The organism is Marinococcus sp. LNHM3E3-2.2, assembly GCF_056034385.1.
The window spans coordinates 162,547-178,319 of the sequence record NZ_JBQLIC010000004.1; the positions used below are offsets into that span (position 1 = coordinate 162,547).

Consider the following 15,773-nt stretch of genomic DNA (forward strand, 5'->3'; position numbering starts at 1 on the left):
CATGCACATGAAGGTTAAATACCCGCTTCAAAACAGGGCAAAACAAGGCGGAAAGACAGAAAAGCGAAAAAAGGAATGCCCGCGAAGGCATTCCATGAGGCTGATATTTTTTAGGCTTCTTTCTGAAGCTCTCTTCCAGTGTAGTGATAAACGAGTTCTTCGCTGATTTCCCGCAGCTTTCTTTGATTGGCTGTGGAATAGGAATCACTCGAAGAGCTCGTAATTCCTTTTTTCGTGAAGTATTTACCGGTTACCTGAGAGCCGCGGGCACCTGAAGCAAGCGACACTTCCAGGTCAGCTCCTTCCTCCGGGGAGTCGCCGAACATACTGGTGAATTTGTTCAGTCCCCGGTAAAAGGCATTTTTATTATTCAATCCGAACCCGGTGGAAATGTTGCCGGGATGGAGAGCGTTCACTTTAATATTTTCATAGCGTAGCCTTTGGGAAAGGTCATACGTATACAGCAGCAGGGACAGCTTCGCCAGACCGTATTGCTTCAGGCCGTTATACTTCTGCTCCCCCTGCAGATTTTGAAAGTTCATCCTGGATATTGCATGTGCAGCAGAAGAAACGTTTACAATCCGGCCGTCAGAGCTCTTCCGGAGAAGAGGGAGGAGAAGCTCAGTAAGATAAAATACCCCGAGGTAATTCAGGGCAAAAGTGCGCTCGAGATGCTCCTCCGTCCAAACCCTGGAAGAGTAGACGGCGCCGGCATTATTAATCAGGGCGTCAAGCTGGCCGTAGTCCCGTGCTATATTCTCTGTAAGTGTCTCGATTTCCTGCAGCAGGGAAAGGTCAGCCTGATAAAAATGAAGTCCTGTGTTTCCGGTTTTCTGCTCCAATTCGGTAATCAGCTCTTCGCCTTTCCATTCCTTGCGTCCCACCAGCAATAGGGTGTGCCCTTCAGCTGCCAGTTTTTCTGCGACGATTCTGCCGATGCCGTTGGTGGCGCCGGTCAGCAGGATAGTTCTTTGATTTTCTACTTTGTTTTCCATCAATGAAGGCCTCCCTTAATCATCAAACATAAAGGAGCAGCGCTTCCTGAAAAGAAGCGTCTGCCCCGCCGGTACTGTTATTGTTTTGCGCGTACCCAGTTGATCAAACCGCCGCGAAGCATCATGTCAATTTGGCGCCTTGACATTTCATGGCGCACGGTAATGGTTTCATTTTTGTTTTTAATAGTGGCTTCAAACGTGTTGTAATTTTGGATATTTTCACGCAGGTTCTCAAGCACAATAGTGTCGCCGGCGTCGATTTTCATATAGTCTTCAGTGTCTTCAAACGTGATCGGAAGCACGCCGAAGTTCACAAGGTTCTGCCAGTGAATACGGGCAAAGTCCTGGACAAGGGCAACACGCAGACCGAGGTAGCGGGGTGCAAGGGCTGCGTGCTCACGGCTTGAGCCCTGGCCGTAGTTGGATCCGCCGACAATAGCGTGACCGGTATCATCTTTAATTTCCATTGCCCGGTTGTAATAGTCTTCATCGGTAATTTCAAATGAAAACTTGCTGATTTCCGGCAGGTTACTGCGGTACGGAAGCACGCGCGCTCCGCCGGCAAGAATCTCATCGGTGGAGAAGTTGTCGCCAAGCTTCAGCAGTACTGGTACTTCGATGCGGTCCGGCAGCTCTTCCATTTCCGGAAGGGTAGCAATGTTCGGGCCTTTTTCAATTTTTATATTTTTTGCTTCTTCGTAAGGAAGCGGCTCCTGCAGCAACCGGAAATCAACGGTTGGCTCATCAGGTTCACCTACCTTAGGATAGTCCATATCAAGGGTCCGCGGGTCGGTAATTTCACCGTAAAGCGCAGAAGCAGCAGCTATTTCAGGGCTGCACAGGAATACGCGGTCTTCCTTCGTACCCGAGCGTCCCGGGAAGTTCCGCGGAGTCGTCCGCAGGCTGTTTTTGTGGGTGGCAGGTGCCTGTCCCATGCCGATACAGCCGTTACAGCCTGCCTGGTGCAGCCGGCCGCCAGCGCTCAGGAGATTGGCAATATGGCCGTTGGACACGAGGTCTGTCAGCATTTGCCGTGAAGATGGATTAATATCAAAGCTTACATTTTCATGCACATTTTTCCCTTTGACGATCTCAGAAGCAATCGCAAAGTCTCGGTATCCAGGGTTTGCGGATGAACCAATATACGCCTGGAAAATAGGTTCGCCGGCGATTTCCCGTACCGGTACAACGTTGCCCGGACTCGACGGTTTGGCAATCAGCGGCTCAAGAGAGGACAAATCGATTTCTTCATCGATGTCGTACTGGGCACCGCGGTCAGCTTTCAGCTCCTGCCATTCGTCCTCGCGGTTCTGGCTTGCCATGAAACGCTTCACTTCATCGTCCGATGGGAATACGCTTGCGGTGGCACCGAGCTCGGCTCCCATGTTCGCAATAACGTGACGATCCATAGCGCTCAGATCTTCAAGGCCTGGTCCGTAGTATTCAATGACTTTGTTAGCGCCGGCTTTCACGTCATGGCGGCGGAGAAGCTCAAGAATAACGTCCTTGGCGCTGACCCAGTCCGGAAGCTTGCCGGTAAGCTTTACTCCCCAAACCTGGGGCATTTTAACAAAGAATGGCTCTCCAGCTATTGCCATCGTTACTTCGATACCGCCTGCTCCCATGGCAAGCATCCCCATACAGCCGTTGGCACATGTATGGGAGTCCGACCCGAGAAGGGTGCGGCCGGGACGGGCAAGGCGCTGCATGTGTACCGGGTGGCTGACACCGTTACCCGGGCGGCTGAAATACATGCCGAAGCGTTTTGCTGCTGTTTGAAGAAACAGATGGTCATCCGGGTTTTTATTATCCTCCTGAATGATATTGTGGTCTACGTACTGGGCGGAAGCTTCTGTCTGAGCCCGTTCAACCCCCATCGCTTCAAGCTCAAGCATCACCATTGTTCCAGTGGCATCCTGGGTGAGTGTCTGGTCGATTTTCATTCCAATCTCTTCGCCTGGAGTCATCTCCCCGGAGACGAGGTGTTCTTCGATTAGCTTTTGTGCAACGTTTCGTGCCATAAATGGCGTCCTCCTTCGTCAGAATTCCAATTGTGTTAATTCTTTCTGAATGAAAACATGCTCTTAATATTTATACCTGTTAAGAAAAACTTGTAAACATACGAGGGATCTTTCTTTTCGTGTAAATTTTAATGTGTAATAATATAAATAAGGATGAAACCTTCCGGGGTACACCTGCGTATAAATACTCGTGTAAAAGAAAATGAAGAGTAAAAAAAGGAGAGAAAGCCATGGGTAAAAGAATCATGCTGTTTCTGTTAACGAACATGATGGTGTTGTTAACAATTGTCATCGTGTTTTCAATACTAAGTTTGTTTGGTGTTAACCTGGGTGCTTATGACTATGGTGCCGGTACGCTGAATCTGGTGCCGCTGTTGATTATCAGTGCCGTTATCGGCTTTGCCGGAGCATTTATTTCACTGGCTATGTCGAGATTCATAGCGAAAAAAGCGATGAACGTCAAAGTAATTGACCCGGATAATCCGGGAAGCCAGGCTGAAAAAATGGTCGTTGAAAAAGTACACCGTCTCTGCCGGCGCGCAGGGCTTACCCATATGCCGGAGGTTGGGATTTACCAGTCCGCTGAAGTGAACGCTTTTGCGACAGGGCCTACCAAAAAGAGATCGCTTGTTTCCGTTTCAACTGGTCTGCTTCAATCGATGGATGATGATGCTGTTGAAGGCGTTATTGCCCATGAGGTTGCCCACGTGGCAAATGGCGATATGATCACTATGACCCTGCTGCAGGGAATCGTGAACACGTTCGTGGTGTTCCTGGCACGGGTCGTCGCCTTTGCGGTATCGAGGTTCGTAAACGAAAATATGCGCCCGATTATTCACTTTCTGGCGATTATTGTATTTCAGATCCTCTTTTCGATTCTCGGAAGTATTGTTGTGGCTGCCTACTCCCGCTACCGTGAGTATCACGCCGACCGCGGCGGGGCAGATCTTGCCGGTAAAGACAAGATGGCCCATGCTCTCCGCTCACTGCAAAATTATGTGGACCGGGTGGATACGGAACAGTCATCCATGCAGACGCTGAAAATCAACAATAAGCCGTCGGCAGCTGCGATGCTCTTTTCGTCGCACCCGCCGCTTGAAGACCGGATCCGCCGTTTAGAACAAAGCTGAATATAAGCACCTTCCCCGGATGCGCCTGCCGCGTCCGGGTTTTTTGTACCAGGTGGAAGGATAGAGAGATGGATATTTCCCGGGAAATATAAAATTGACACAAAAACGTAAATGATATGGTTCGAATTTGGCTTTATATCATGATATAAAGAGTAGAGTGATCTATTATTGAAAGGAGAAGTCCTATGAAATATCGAATTTTTGGTCTTCTCGCGGTTTTATTTTTCATTGCCTCCCCTTACCAGGCGGTTGCAGCGCCCGTACTGGAATCCTCGAGTCCGGAAAATGGAGATTCTTTGTTGGAAGTACCCGAGCGGGTGGAACTCAACTTTGATACAGAGATTGACCGTGTAGAAGATATGTATCTGCTTGTAGAAACCGGCGATGAAATTGATATAGAAGAACCAGTGATCAGCGAAGACGGAATGACAGTCTCCGCAGAGATCGAGAGCATTCTGGAAAATGGAAACTATATATTAAATTACACCGTAACTGATGCGGAAGGGGAGTCTGAACAGCAGGGCATTAATTTCAGTATTAACAGCAACACTTCCCTCGAAGAAAGACAGGATAACCTGGAAGAACGGACAGGCGAAAGTGCTCTTACAGAAGCAGAACAGGAAGAAGAGCGGGAAGCAGAAGAAGCAGGCGCGAATATTCCCGGCATGGTGTTTATGGGAGCGCTTGGCCTGACAGTCGTTTCCGCGTTTACGATCATTTTATGGAAAAACAGAGAGCGTAAAAAGTAACAGTGGACAGCTTCGAGACCCTTCGAAGCTGTTTTTTTGTTTGTGTGTGGAAAAATTCCAATGGCTTCAGCCGTTCTTGTTTGGCAGTGGGGGACCATTGTCCGCTATAATAGACGGGGAGAGAGGACGGAGATGCAGATGAGAGAGCAGCAGACAGGCATTGCAGCAGGAGTGGCAGCTTATGTACTTTGGGGATTTCTTCCGCTTTACTGGAAGCTTTTTAACGAGGTCCCGGCGATCGATGTGCTCGCCCACCGGGTGATCTGGTCGTTTTTATTCATGGCTGTACTTATTGTGCTGATCGGGCGCTACAAAGGAGTATGGAATGAAATAACGCATGCTTTTCATTCCGTGAAAACGACGGCGGCGATCACCGGTGCCGCTTTATTGATTACGATCAACTGGTTTACTTTTATTTTTGCAGTGAACGGAGACCATGTGATCCAGGCGAGCCTTGGCTACTATATTAACCCGCTTGTGAACGTAGCTCTGGCGACGGTATTTTTAAAAGAACGGCTGGCACGTATGGAAATAGCTGCGGTAGTGCTCGCGTTTATCGGCGTATTCGTGCTGACGATTTCCTACGGGCAGTTTCCGTGGGCTTCGATTATCCTGGCATTATCCTTTGGGTGCTATGGTATTATTAAAAAAACTGTAGCACTCGGCGCATGGGCAGGTTTGACGCTGGAATCGTTTCTGGCAGCTCCATTTGCCCTGATTTTTTTAATGTTCTTTTCGGGCGAAACGGCTTCCACCTATGATTCAGGCACGTGGACACTGCTCTTCGGGGCGGGGGCAGCTACGGCTGTTCCATTGCTGCTGTTCGCCTCGGGGGCGCGGAAGATCAGCTATTCCCTGCTTGGCTTTCTGCAGTATATTGCGCCGACGATTATGCTGGTGCTGGGTGTTTTTTTATTTAGGGAACCTTTTTCCTTCCAGCAGTTCACAGCCTTTTTAATTGTCTGGGCGGGGCTTACGCTGTTTACCGTTTCGCGGACACGTATTCATATGCAGAGAAAGAAAACAGAAGCAGCTATAAATAGTTGAAGAAAAGGAGAGAAAGCATGGATGAGCGATATTCGAGACAGCAGCTGTTTTCGCCGATTGGTGAAGCGGGCCAGAAAAAATTAAACGAAAGCTCTGTGACGATTGTCGGTGCAGGAGCGCTCGGGGCTTCGGCAGCGGAGATGCTTGTGCGTGCCGGCGTTGGTACAGTGACGATCGCAGACCGTGATTACGTGGAGTACAGCAATCTGCAGCGCCAGCAGCTGTATACGGAAAAGGATGCCGCAGAGCAGATGCCTAAAGCAGCCGCGGCAGAAAAAAGGCTGCGTGAGATTAACTCCGGGGTTCATGTGCAAGGTGAAGTGGTGGATGTCGATTTTACATGGATCGAAGCAAAGGCTGCAGAGACAGATCTTATCGTTGACGGGACGGACAATTTTGATACCCGTCTGCTGATTAACGATGCGGCGAGAAAATACCGTAAGCCCTGGATTTACGGAGCCTGTGTGGGAAGTATCGGCATGGTGCACCCGTTTCTTCCGGGAGAGCGCCCCTGCTTTCGCTGCGTATGGAAAAAGATCCCTTCGCAGGGGCAGACGTGCGACACAGTAGGAGTAATCGCTCCGGCTGTGCAGTCAGTAGCGGCAAAGCAGACGGCCGCAGCCTTAAAAATACTGGTCGGTGACGGAGAAAGTCTCCCGGTGACTCTGGACTATTTTGATCTTTGGAACCAGCAGCAGTTTTCCATCGGCCTGCAGAGCAGTAAGGATCCTGGATGCCTCTCATGTGGTGAAGAAGCGGAATATCCGGCGTTAACATATGAACATTCAAATAAAACGAGCGTACTGTGCGGCAGGGATACAGTGCAGATCCGCCCGGGGGAAAGCAAACAGCTGAACTTCGAACGGCTGGAGCGCGATTGGGAAAGCAGGAACTGGAGCGTGCGCAAAAATCCTTATCTGTTGTCGGTGCAGACTGAAACGCGGCGTATCGTTTTATTTCAGGACGGGCGGGCGCTCATCCACGGCACGAGCGACGTCCAGGAAGCCAAGCGGTGGTATGCACAGCTGCTCGGATAACCTGAAACCAATCCATCGAAGGGAGATGAAGGACAACATGAACTGGAAACCCTTCGTAGCGGCAGGGGCCGGGGCTGTTCTCCTGCAGGCCTGCAGCGGCGGTCCGCAGGCAGAACAGAACGAAGAGCAGCCCGAGCTGACGGTTTCAGCGGCAGCCAGTCTGCAGGATGCTCTTACTGAGGTGCAGAAAAGCTTCGCCAACGAGCATCCGGATATTTCCCTGGCGTTTAACTACGGCGGCTCCGGCACACTGAAGCAGCAGATTGAGCGGGGCGGTCCGGCGGATGTCTTTTTGTCAGCCTCCGCTTCACACTATAACGATCTTGAAGAGGAAAATATAATGGTGGATACAGGGGATCCTGCCTTTGCAGAAAATAAGCTGGTGGCGGTGGTGCCTGAAGACAGTGCGGAAGAAAAGCTTCAGAGCGTGCTCAATGGAAGCGGCCGGATAGCGGTGGCAACGCCGGAGGCAGCACCCGCCGGAAGATATACCCGGGAAGCACTTACTTCCATGAAGGAATGGGAGCGCGTGCAGGAGCGGGTGGTTTTTGCTAAAGATGTGCGGCACGCGTTAACTCTTGTCGAAAGAGGCAATGCAGCGGTCGGCTTTGTATATGCTTCAGACGCGCGCGAAGCTGACGTACGGGTGCTTGAAGAAATTGATCCTTCCCTGTACTCCCCCATTCACTATTACGGCGGGGCTGTGGCAGGAAGCGGGAACGAAGAAGAAAGCCGGGAATTTATGGAATACCTGCAAAGCAGTGAAGCCCAGGATATTTTGCGTTCGTACGGCTTTTCAGACCCGGAATAAAAGGAGCGTGCCTGATGTTTTGGTTTCCGATACAGTTATCTCTGCTGACAGCAAGCATCGCAGCTGTCCTTGTTTTCATTGTCGGGGCGATGCTCGGGAGAGTTTTTGCCGTCAGAAATTTCCGGGGGAAGCTGGCAGCAGAAACGTTCCTGATGCTTCCGCTCGTGCTGCCTCCTTCGGTGACCGGCTTTTTACTTATCGTCGTCTTTGGAACGAGCAGCTGGATTGGCAGCGTGTATGAACAAGTATTTCAAAATTCGATTATTTTCACGCCGGTCGCCGCTGTTGTTGCCGCTGCGGTCGTGGCGTTTCCTTTAATGTTTCAGTCGGCAAAAACCGGCTACGGTTCAATTGACCCCAATATTGAATCCGCTGCAAGAGTTGACGGGGCAGGAGAGTGGCGCGTGTTTACAAATATCGCTGTTCCTCTCGCCGGAAGAGCGCTTATGACAGGATTTGTTCTCAGTTTTACGAGAGCTCTGGGAGAATTCGGGGCTACGCTGATGTTTGCCGGGAATATTCCCGGCGTTACACAAACAATGCCGACGGCCATCTACGTGGCCATTGAGTCGAATCAAATGAACCTTGCGTATACGTACGTCGGCATCAGTATATTTATTTCCTTCCTGCTGCTCGGTTTAACTTACCTTTTAAACCGGGAACGTTAAATATTAATCGCCTGTTTCCCGGTGATAGTCACCGCTTTTGCCCCCGGTTTTTTCAAGCAGGTATGTCGGTCCGATGACCATTCCTTTATCGAGCGCTTTGCACATATCATACACGGTTAAAGCAGCGGCGGATGCTGCGGTCAACGCTTCCATTTCCACACCGGTGCTTCCCTTCGTTTTAACAAAAGCTTCAATAAATAGTTCATACGTTTCTTCTGTTTCCCAGTAAAAGCTGATGTCTACGTTACTTAACGGGAGCGGATGGCACATTGGTATGAGGGTGGATGTCTGTTTGGCGCCGGTGATTCCTGCGATTTGGGCGACGGCGAGCACATCCCCTTTTTTAATATCCCCCTGCGTTATGGCATGGTAGACCTCTTCTGGAACACGGATGCTTGAACCTGCCAGGGCACTTCTGCTCGTCACCGGTTTATCGGATACGTCCACCATTCTGGCCCGGCCCTGTTCGTTAAAATGCGTGAATTCTGACATGGTACATGTCCCTCCTGGATACAGTATTGACCGATTATAGCACGGATACATACATTCAAATATGATAAAGGAGCATCGATATGGTTGAAAAACGTACGCCTGTCCCTGTAAAAGAAGCAATTGAACGAGTAATGGAGAATGTCGAAGAAGGTGGCGTGGAGGAGGTCTCCATCCAGGAATCCTACGGCCGTCGGCTGGCGGAGGCGATCACAGCCGCTCATCCGGTGCCGCCGTTTGACCGTTCTCCCTATGACGGGTTTGCGATCCGTTCGGCGGACTCCCGCGGGGCCTCCCGGGAGCAGCCGGTCACCTTTCAGGTAGTGGAGGAAATCGGCGCTGGTTTTGTGTCACAAAAAGAACTCGGGCCGTTTCAGGCAGTACGCATCATGACCGGGGCAAAAATTCCGGAGCAGTGCGATGCCGTCGTAATGCTCGAGCTTGCCCAGGAGGATCATGATGGAACGTACCCGCTTATGACGATTAAGCGCGAATTTGAAGAGCATCAAAACATCTCCTTTGAAGGGGAAGATACGGAGGCTGGTGCCGAGCTCGTTCCGGCGGGCACATGGATTGATCCCGGCGTCACGGCCCTCCTTGCGACATTTGGCTACGCCACGGTGAAGGTGGCTAAAAAGCCGGTCGTCGGTGTGTTTGCGACAGGGACGGAGCTGCTTGACGTCTCTGATGATCTGGAGCCGGGCAAAATACGAAACAGCAACGCCTATATGATGATTGCCCAGCTGCAGCGTGCCGGGGCGGAGCCTGTATACTACGGCAAGCTGAAGGATGAACTGGATCCCTGCTACGAGGCGGTGCGCCAGGCGGCAGAGGAGACAGACATGGTCATTACGACTGGAGGGGTGTCGGTTGGGGACTACGATCTGCTCCCGGACGTTTACGAACGGCTTGGCGCAGACGTGTTCTTTAACAAAGTAGCGATGCGTCCCGGCAGCGTAACAACCGTCGCCAGCTGGGAAGGCACGCTGCTGTTTGGCCTTTCAGGAAATCCGTCCGCCTGCTATATGGGCTTTGAGCTTTTTGTGCGGCCGGTAATTCAGGCCGTCATGCATTCTGCGCATCCGCACCATACAATGGTGAAGGCAGAGCTCGCGGCGGATTTCTCCAAGCCGAACCCGTTCACCCGTTTTGTCCGTGGCAGCTGCCGTGCAGAAGGCGACCGTTTATTTGCAGAGCCGGGAGGCTTTAATAAGTCGAGTGCGGTCACCTCCCTGGCTGGTGCCAATGCGTGTATCGTTCTGCCCGGGGGAAGCCGCGGATACCAGCAGGGGGACGTGGTCGACGTCATGCTGCTTGAAGATAATGAAGGCCAGAAAGAGCCGCTCTCATGACCACCCCGGTACTGCAGGTAACGGGATTTAAAGAAAGCGGGAAAACGACCCTGCTTAAACGCTGGACGGCGCTTGCCAGGGTAAACGGCTGGAGGGTTGGCATATTAAAGCATCACGGCCACCAGAGCGTGCCGCTTCAGCCGGAGGGGGCCGACAGCCTGGAGCTGAAGGAGGCCGGCGCTGTGGTTTCCGGTGTGGAAGGCGCCGGAGTCTTTCAGTTTCTCGCAGATATGGTGGAGCCGGACCTTTCCACCCTGCTGAATATTTATCAACAGCTCCCGCTTGATGTTATTCTTATAGAAGGATACAAAAAAGCACCGCATCCAAAAGTCCTTCTGCTCCGGAGCACAGAAGATAAAATATCCCTTGAAAGTCTTGAAAATATTCAAACAGCGTTTGGTCCTGGAGAAGAAGTAAATCATTTTCAGGAGACGGAAAAAACAGATGAATGGTTTGAACAATATATGAGGAGTATACTATGAAGAAACGATTTTTTGTTACATCAGAACCGCTGTCTGTGGAAGAGCTTGCTGCTGAAGTGACGCGTCCGGAAGCAGGAGCTGTGGTGCAGTTTATCGGCACGGTCCGGGAATTCACCAAAGGTCGGCGGACAGTCTACCTGGAATATGAAGCGTATCATTCGATGGCGGAAAAACAGCTCGAGGCGATCGGCCGGGAAGTGAAGGAACGCTGGCCGGATGCTGAGGCAGCCGTGGGACACCGCACCGGTGAACTGCAGATCTCGGACGCGGCAGTTGTGATTGCCGTTTCGACGCCTCACCGGAAAGACGCTTACGAAGCGAATGAGTATATTATTGAGCGCATTAAACAAATTGTGCCAATATGGAAAAAAGAACACTGGGAAGACGGCGAACAGTGGGTGGGAGACCAGCTTGAACAAACGCGGTATCCAGACGGAGCCCCGGGAGGTGGAAATGAGTGATTAATGTGTTATGCTTTGCCCACATGAAAGATATTTTTGGCGGCGAGAAGCTCACCATTAACAGTGGCGGTATAGCTACTGTTGAAGATGTACTTGATCATTTAAGAGCAGCGTATGATGCTGATATCAGCGGCATTATGACCGCTGTAAATGAAGAATTTGCCGAAGGAAGCACGCCGGTCGGCCAGGGGGACACGGTAGCCCTGATCCCGCCGGTCAGCGGAGGGTAACACTGTGGCAGATGGAATTATTTTAACCGGAGGCATGTCGGAGCGGTTTGGTTCCCCGAAGGCCTTTGCTGTCTGGAAAGAAAGGTATTTTTATGAACGGGCCGTCGAGGCTCTTCAGACTGAAGTGAAAACCATCTGGCTGATTTCTCATCCGTCGTTTGCCGGAAGAATTAAAGCCGGAGAGCGGGTGAGGGTCAGGGAAGATCTTCCGCCTCATAAAGAGAAGGGACCGCTGGCCGGACTTTTCACCGGCCTTTCCTATACAGAGGAAGATTGGGTATTTATGCTTCCGGTGGACATGCCGCTTATCACTGCGGAAGAGGTGCGTTTTCTGGCCTCTTATATTACGCCGGAAACAGAGGCGGTTATCCCGGAGGTTGGGGGAAGGCTGGCCCCCGCTTGTGGATGGTTCCACGCGGATCTGCTTTCAATAGCAGGAGCCCAGCTCGAAGCCGGGGATTACCGGATGAAAAATGTATTCAGCGGCAGGGAAAGAGTCGTAGACGTCAATCAGACGTACTGGCGCCCTGAGGCATTTGAAAATATTAATACTGTCCGGCAGCTTGAAGAGTTAAACAGAAAGGTAAAATAGAGAGAGGGGGAATACGATGACCAATGTAACTGACCAGTTAAACCGTCCCCTTCGTGACCTGCGTATTTCCGTGATCGACCAATGCAACTTCCGGTGCACCTACTGCATGCCGGCAGAAATTTTCGGCCCGGATTTTGAATTTATGGGTCAGGATGAACGGCTTTCCTTCGATGAAATCGTCCGGGTGTCGCGCCTGTTTGCGGGTCTTGGTGTCGAGAAGCTCCGTTTAACCGGAGGAGAGCCGCTGCTTCGTAAAAACATGCCCGAACTGATCCGCCGTTTGACGGAAATCGAAGGCATTAAAGATATCGCTTTAACTACAAACGGTGTAATGCTGCCCGCCCAGGCTGAAAAATTGAAGGCCGCCGGGCTGCAGCGGGTGAACATCAGTCTCGATGCCCTCGATGATGAAGTGTTTGCGAGTATTAACGGCAGAAAAACCGGCTCGAAGCCTGTGTTGAAAGGCATTGAAGCAGCGAAAAAAGCAGGCCTTACTGTAAAGGTGAATACTGTAGTCAAAAAAGGGATGAATGAAGAACAGATTCTTCCAATGGCTATGTATTTTAAACAGCGCGGCGTCAACCTGCGCTTTATCGAGTTTATGGATGTGGGCAGCACCAATGGCTGGAACTTTGGGTCGGTGGTGACGAAAAAAGATATTATCGACACGATTCACCAGACGTTTCCGATTGAACCCGTGGATCCGGGGTATTACGGTGAAGTGGCTGACCGTTACCGTTATAAGGATGGCAGCGGTGAAGTCGGCGTTATTTCGTCTGTTACGGAATCGTTCTGCTCTACGTGCACAAGGGCGCGGATTTCGGCAGACGGAAAGCTGTTTACGTGTCTGTTTGCCACCGAAGGGTACGATTTACGGAATCAGCTTCGTTCTGAGGATTCAGATGATACGATCTTTAATAATATTGCCGGCATATGGGGCAGACGGACCGACCGTTACTCGGAAGAGCGGACCGAAGAAACGGCACGCAACCGTAAGCGGATTGAAATGTCCTATATTGGGGGATAATAGGAAGAAAAGAGGAAGCCTGAAAAAGGCTTCTTTTTTTAAGAAAAAAATAAAGGAGGGGACTTCTATGGCAACAGAAGAACATAAAGAGCAGGCAGAGAAAAAGATTCAATGCGCTGTTATTACCGTAAGTGATACGCGGACTGAAGAAACGGATAAAAGCGGCAGACGTATTCATGAGCTGCTCGAATCCCACGGCCACGAGGTTTGTTTTTATTCAATAGTGACAGACGAACAGGCATCCATCACCAATTGTTTGAACGAAGCGCTTGTCCACCCGGAGGCGGAAGCGGTGCTGATTAACGGCGGGACCGGGATTGCGGACCGGGATATTACCATCGAAACGGTAGAGCCCAGATTTGATAAAGCAATTGTTGGGTTTGGGGAGCTGTTCCGCTACCTGAGTTACGTGGAAGACATCGGGTCTTCGGCGATTTTATCGAGAGCTGCCGCCGGCATTATCGATCACAAGCCGGTATTTACGATGCCCGGGTCTTCCGGTGCTGTAAAGCTTGCGATGGAAAAACTGATTATTCCTGAACTGCCTCACGTGGTTTGGGAGGCTGTAAAACAGCGCGATTTGTAAAAAAATAGAAAAACAAGAGAGGTGCTTGTGTGAAAGAACCAAGTTTAGAGGAAATCAGGGCATCGGAAAAAGAATATCACCGTCAGTACTACAAGCAGCATGACTTATTTGAAGAAGGCACCTGGATGAAAAAACCAGCTTCCCGTATTATTAACGCCCTGGGCCGAATTCGAAAAGGAAAAGACGTCCGGCTGCTCGACCTCGGGTGCGGCATTGGCCGTAACAGCATACCGGCCGCGAGACAGTTTCAGGAGCAGGGGTGTGAGGTTACGTGCGTGGACTTTTTAGACGAAGCCATCACCCAGCTAACGGAGTACGCCAAAGAATACGGCGTCGAACAGGAAGTTAAACCGGTGAAGCAGGAAATAGAAGAATATGCTCCAGAAGAGGCGTATTTTGACGGCATTATAGCAGTTTCAAGCATCGAACACGTACCTGATGAAAAAACCTTCTGGAATTTAATCGATAAACTTCAGAAGGGCACAGCTGAGGGCGGAGTGCATGCATTTTTAATGAACACCGGGATTCATGAAACAGACGCGGAGACGAACGAGGAGCTTCCGGCAAAAATGGAAGTGAATTTCGATACCGAAGATATTATTCAAAAGCTTTCTGATCGGTACGAAGGCTGGACGGTGTATAAGCTTGAGAGCCAAGCGCAGTCGTTTTCGACGTACCGGGAAGAACGGAAAGTGCTTATTAATTCAAATATGCTGCTGCTTGAAGCGGTAAAGGAACGGGCCTGATGGCTCGTTCTTTCTAATATACAGAAAAGGCACCCGGTGCCCAGGCTTATATGGAATAAAAATAAGGTGTAAACGTATGCGCAGGCAGGCGGTAATTTTGTCCTAAAACCGCCTTTCGCAGGTTGAAAATTGGCAGTCGTTAGGATACGATGATAAAGGTTCTAAGCAACAGGCGCATAGAAGTGAACGTTTTATGACATATTTGTGTTTAAAAATCGTCAATTTTGAAATTTTGCCGGAGAAAAAATGACGAGAGGCATAAAAATTTGCTACGATAATGGTGCGCTCTGCATATGAACGGAATGAACCGTGGCTGATGGAGAGAGGGGTTATTCATCACAGAAGTCGGTAATAAAAAGGAAGGAGCGTGAAGCGCTTGAAAAACTTAGTTTCCTGGTTTAAACGACTGTTTATGGTACCAGGGTTGTTTGCTTTGCTGCTCGTCGCCAGCGGCTGCAGCGGTATTACAGTTTTGGATCCTAAAGGTCCGGTGGCCAGAACCCAGCAGGAACTCATCATTTTTTCTATTACACTGATGTCCGTCATTGTCATTGTTGTTTTTGTGCTATTTTTCTACATGATTATCCGGTTTAGGGAACGCCCGAACTGGACAGACAAGGACTATGACCCTCACCAGCACGGAAACACCACGCTCGAGATTGTCTGGACGGTTATTCCATTTATTATTGTAGCAGCTCTTTCGGTACCTACAGTGACCTCATTGTATGCTCTGGAAGAACCTCCTGAAGAAAGCAATGACCAGGAACCGTTGGTAATACATGCTGATACATCAAACTGGAAATGGTATTTCAGTTATCCTGAGCAGGACATTGAGACGGTTAACTACTTACACATACCGGAAAATCGTCCAATCGAATTTAAACTGTCCGGTGCTGACTCTATGACAGCACTCTGGATACCTGCGCTTGGCGGTCAGAAATACAACATGGCCGGCATGCAGAATACGCTGTATCTGCAGGCAGATGAACAAGGCGAATTTGCAGGCCGTAATGCAAACTACAACGGATCCGGCTTTGCAGAGCATACGTTTACCGTTACTTCTGAAAGCGAAGAAGAGTTCGATCAGTGGGTGAGTGATATTCAAGATAACGCTCCTGAACTAACGGAGGAACGGTTTAACGAATATTTACAGCCGGGTCTTGCAGATGAGGCTGAATACTCGAGCACGCACCTGGAGTACGTTGACTTTGGCCAAAACGACGGCAGAAGTTATATTACGGATCTCTACAGCGGAGACCTTGGTGAAGACGTATCCCTTTACGGCGGTGAAGACGGCCCGTGGGAAGAAGAATAAAATAAGCTTAGTATGATAAATATAGAAAGCAGGTG

The 15,773-nt window shown here is 50.2% G+C and carries 18 protein-coding genes; 15 read left to right on the forward strand and 3 right to left on the reverse strand.

The window, feature by feature from the left end:
• Window positions 1–110 precede the first annotated feature (110 nt).
• Window positions 111–995 carry an SDR family NAD(P)-dependent oxidoreductase gene (locus ACTRXF_RS07595; RefSeq protein WP_474261508.1) on the reverse strand — a complete coding sequence of 295 codons (885 nt, stop codon included), beginning with the start codon at window positions 993–995 and terminating at the stop codon, window positions 111–113.
• Window positions 996–1,072: 77 nt separating this feature from the next.
• Window positions 1,073–3,016: an aconitate hydratase gene (locus ACTRXF_RS07600; RefSeq protein ID WP_474261507.1), complete on the reverse strand. Its 1,944-nt coding sequence runs from the start codon at window positions 3,014–3,016 to the stop codon at window positions 1,073–1,075.
• Between the two features lie 230 nt (window positions 3,017–3,246).
• Here ACTRXF_RS07600 and htpX point away from each other — a divergent pair, with 230 nt between their 5' ends.
• The 6 genes from htpX (at window position 3,247) to modB (ending at window position 8,458) form a co-directional block, all read left to right on the forward strand.
• Complete coding sequence (gene htpX / locus ACTRXF_RS07605; protein WP_091612608.1) at window positions 3,247–4,146, forward strand: protease HtpX; 900 nt, start codon at window positions 3,247–3,249, stop codon at window positions 4,144–4,146.
• A gap of 185 nt (window positions 4,147–4,331) precedes the next feature.
• Window positions 4,332–4,895 (forward strand): copper resistance CopC family protein, encoded by a 564-nt coding sequence (locus ACTRXF_RS07610; protein WP_474261506.1) that lies wholly within the window; start codon window positions 4,332–4,334, stop codon window positions 4,893–4,895.
• A gap of 60 nt (window positions 4,896–4,955) precedes the next feature.
• Window positions 4,956–5,942 carry an EamA family transporter RarD gene (gene rarD, locus ACTRXF_RS07615; RefSeq protein ID WP_474261505.1) on the forward strand — a complete coding sequence of 329 codons (987 nt, stop codon included), beginning with the start codon at window positions 4,956–4,958 and terminating at the stop codon, window positions 5,940–5,942.
• A 17-nt stretch (window positions 5,943–5,959) separates the two neighbouring features.
• Window positions 5,960–6,979 carry a ThiF family adenylyltransferase gene (locus tag ACTRXF_RS07620; RefSeq protein ID WP_474261504.1) on the forward strand — a complete coding sequence of 340 codons (1,020 nt, stop codon included), beginning with the start codon at window positions 5,960–5,962 and terminating at the stop codon, window positions 6,977–6,979.
• A gap of 37 nt (window positions 6,980–7,016) precedes the next feature.
• Window positions 7,017–7,790 (forward strand): molybdate ABC transporter substrate-binding protein, encoded by a 774-nt coding sequence (gene modA, locus ACTRXF_RS07625; protein WP_474261503.1) that lies wholly within the window; start codon window positions 7,017–7,019, stop codon window positions 7,788–7,790.
• Window positions 7,791–7,804: 14 nt separating this feature from the next.
• The gene (gene modB, locus ACTRXF_RS07630) at window positions 7,805–8,458 is read left to right on the forward strand and encodes a molybdate ABC transporter permease subunit (protein ID WP_474261502.1); all 654 of its coding nucleotides are present in this window, start codon (window positions 7,805–7,807) and stop codon (window positions 8,456–8,458) included.
• A 3-nt stretch (window positions 8,459–8,461) separates the two neighbouring features.
• On the opposite strand, the gene moaC is transcribed toward modB, so the two are convergent.
• Window positions 8,462–8,950 (reverse strand): cyclic pyranopterin monophosphate synthase MoaC, encoded by a 489-nt coding sequence (moaC, locus tag ACTRXF_RS07635; RefSeq protein ID WP_474261501.1) that lies wholly within the window; start codon window positions 8,948–8,950, stop codon window positions 8,462–8,464.
• Between the two features lie 80 nt (window positions 8,951–9,030).
• Here moaC and ACTRXF_RS07640 point away from each other — a divergent pair, with 80 nt between their 5' ends.
• The 9 genes from ACTRXF_RS07640 (at window position 9,031) to qoxA (ending at window position 15,738) form a co-directional block, all read left to right on the forward strand.
• Window positions 9,031–10,299: a molybdopterin molybdotransferase MoeA gene (locus tag ACTRXF_RS07640; protein ID WP_474261500.1), complete on the forward strand. Its 1,269-nt coding sequence runs from the start codon at window positions 9,031–9,033 to the stop codon at window positions 10,297–10,299.
• Window positions 10,296–10,781 carry a molybdopterin-guanine dinucleotide biosynthesis protein B gene (mobB, locus tag ACTRXF_RS07645; RefSeq protein ID WP_474261499.1) on the forward strand — a complete coding sequence of 162 codons (486 nt, stop codon included), beginning with the start codon at window positions 10,296–10,298 and terminating at the stop codon, window positions 10,779–10,781. The genes ACTRXF_RS07640 and mobB overlap by 4 nt, the downstream gene beginning before the upstream one ends.
• Window positions 10,778–11,242: a molybdenum cofactor biosynthesis protein MoaE gene (locus tag ACTRXF_RS07650; RefSeq protein WP_474261498.1), complete on the forward strand. Its 465-nt coding sequence runs from the start codon at window positions 10,778–10,780 to the stop codon at window positions 11,240–11,242. Before mobB ends, ACTRXF_RS07650 begins: the two co-directional genes overlap by 4 nt.
• Window positions 11,239–11,472 carry a MoaD/ThiS family protein gene (locus ACTRXF_RS07655; RefSeq protein WP_474261497.1) on the forward strand — a complete coding sequence of 78 codons (234 nt, stop codon included), beginning with the start codon at window positions 11,239–11,241 and terminating at the stop codon, window positions 11,470–11,472. The genes ACTRXF_RS07650 and ACTRXF_RS07655 overlap by 4 nt, the downstream gene beginning before the upstream one ends.
• Window positions 11,473–11,476: 4 nt before the next feature.
• A complete protein-coding gene (locus ACTRXF_RS07660; RefSeq protein ID WP_474261496.1) occupies window positions 11,477–12,064 on the forward strand; it encodes a molybdenum cofactor guanylyltransferase in 588 nt (195 codons plus the stop codon).
• A gap of 16 nt (window positions 12,065–12,080) precedes the next feature.
• Complete coding sequence (gene moaA, locus ACTRXF_RS07665; protein ID WP_474261495.1) at window positions 12,081–13,091, forward strand: GTP 3',8-cyclase MoaA; 1,011 nt, start codon at window positions 12,081–12,083, stop codon at window positions 13,089–13,091.
• A gap of 67 nt (window positions 13,092–13,158) precedes the next feature.
• Window positions 13,159–13,677, forward strand: coding sequence for a MogA/MoaB family molybdenum cofactor biosynthesis protein (locus ACTRXF_RS07670; protein ID WP_474261494.1), 519 nt, complete (start codon window positions 13,159–13,161; stop codon window positions 13,675–13,677).
• A gap of 29 nt (window positions 13,678–13,706) precedes the next feature.
• Window positions 13,707–14,423 carry an SAM-dependent methyltransferase gene (locus ACTRXF_RS07675; protein ID WP_474261493.1) on the forward strand — a complete coding sequence of 239 codons (717 nt, stop codon included), beginning with the start codon at window positions 13,707–13,709 and terminating at the stop codon, window positions 14,421–14,423.
• A gap of 376 nt (window positions 14,424–14,799) precedes the next feature.
• Window positions 14,800–15,738: a cytochrome aa3 quinol oxidase subunit II gene (gene qoxA / locus ACTRXF_RS07680; RefSeq protein ID WP_474261492.1), complete on the forward strand. Its 939-nt coding sequence runs from the start codon at window positions 14,800–14,802 to the stop codon at window positions 15,736–15,738.
• Window positions 15,739–15,773 lie beyond the last annotated feature (35 nt).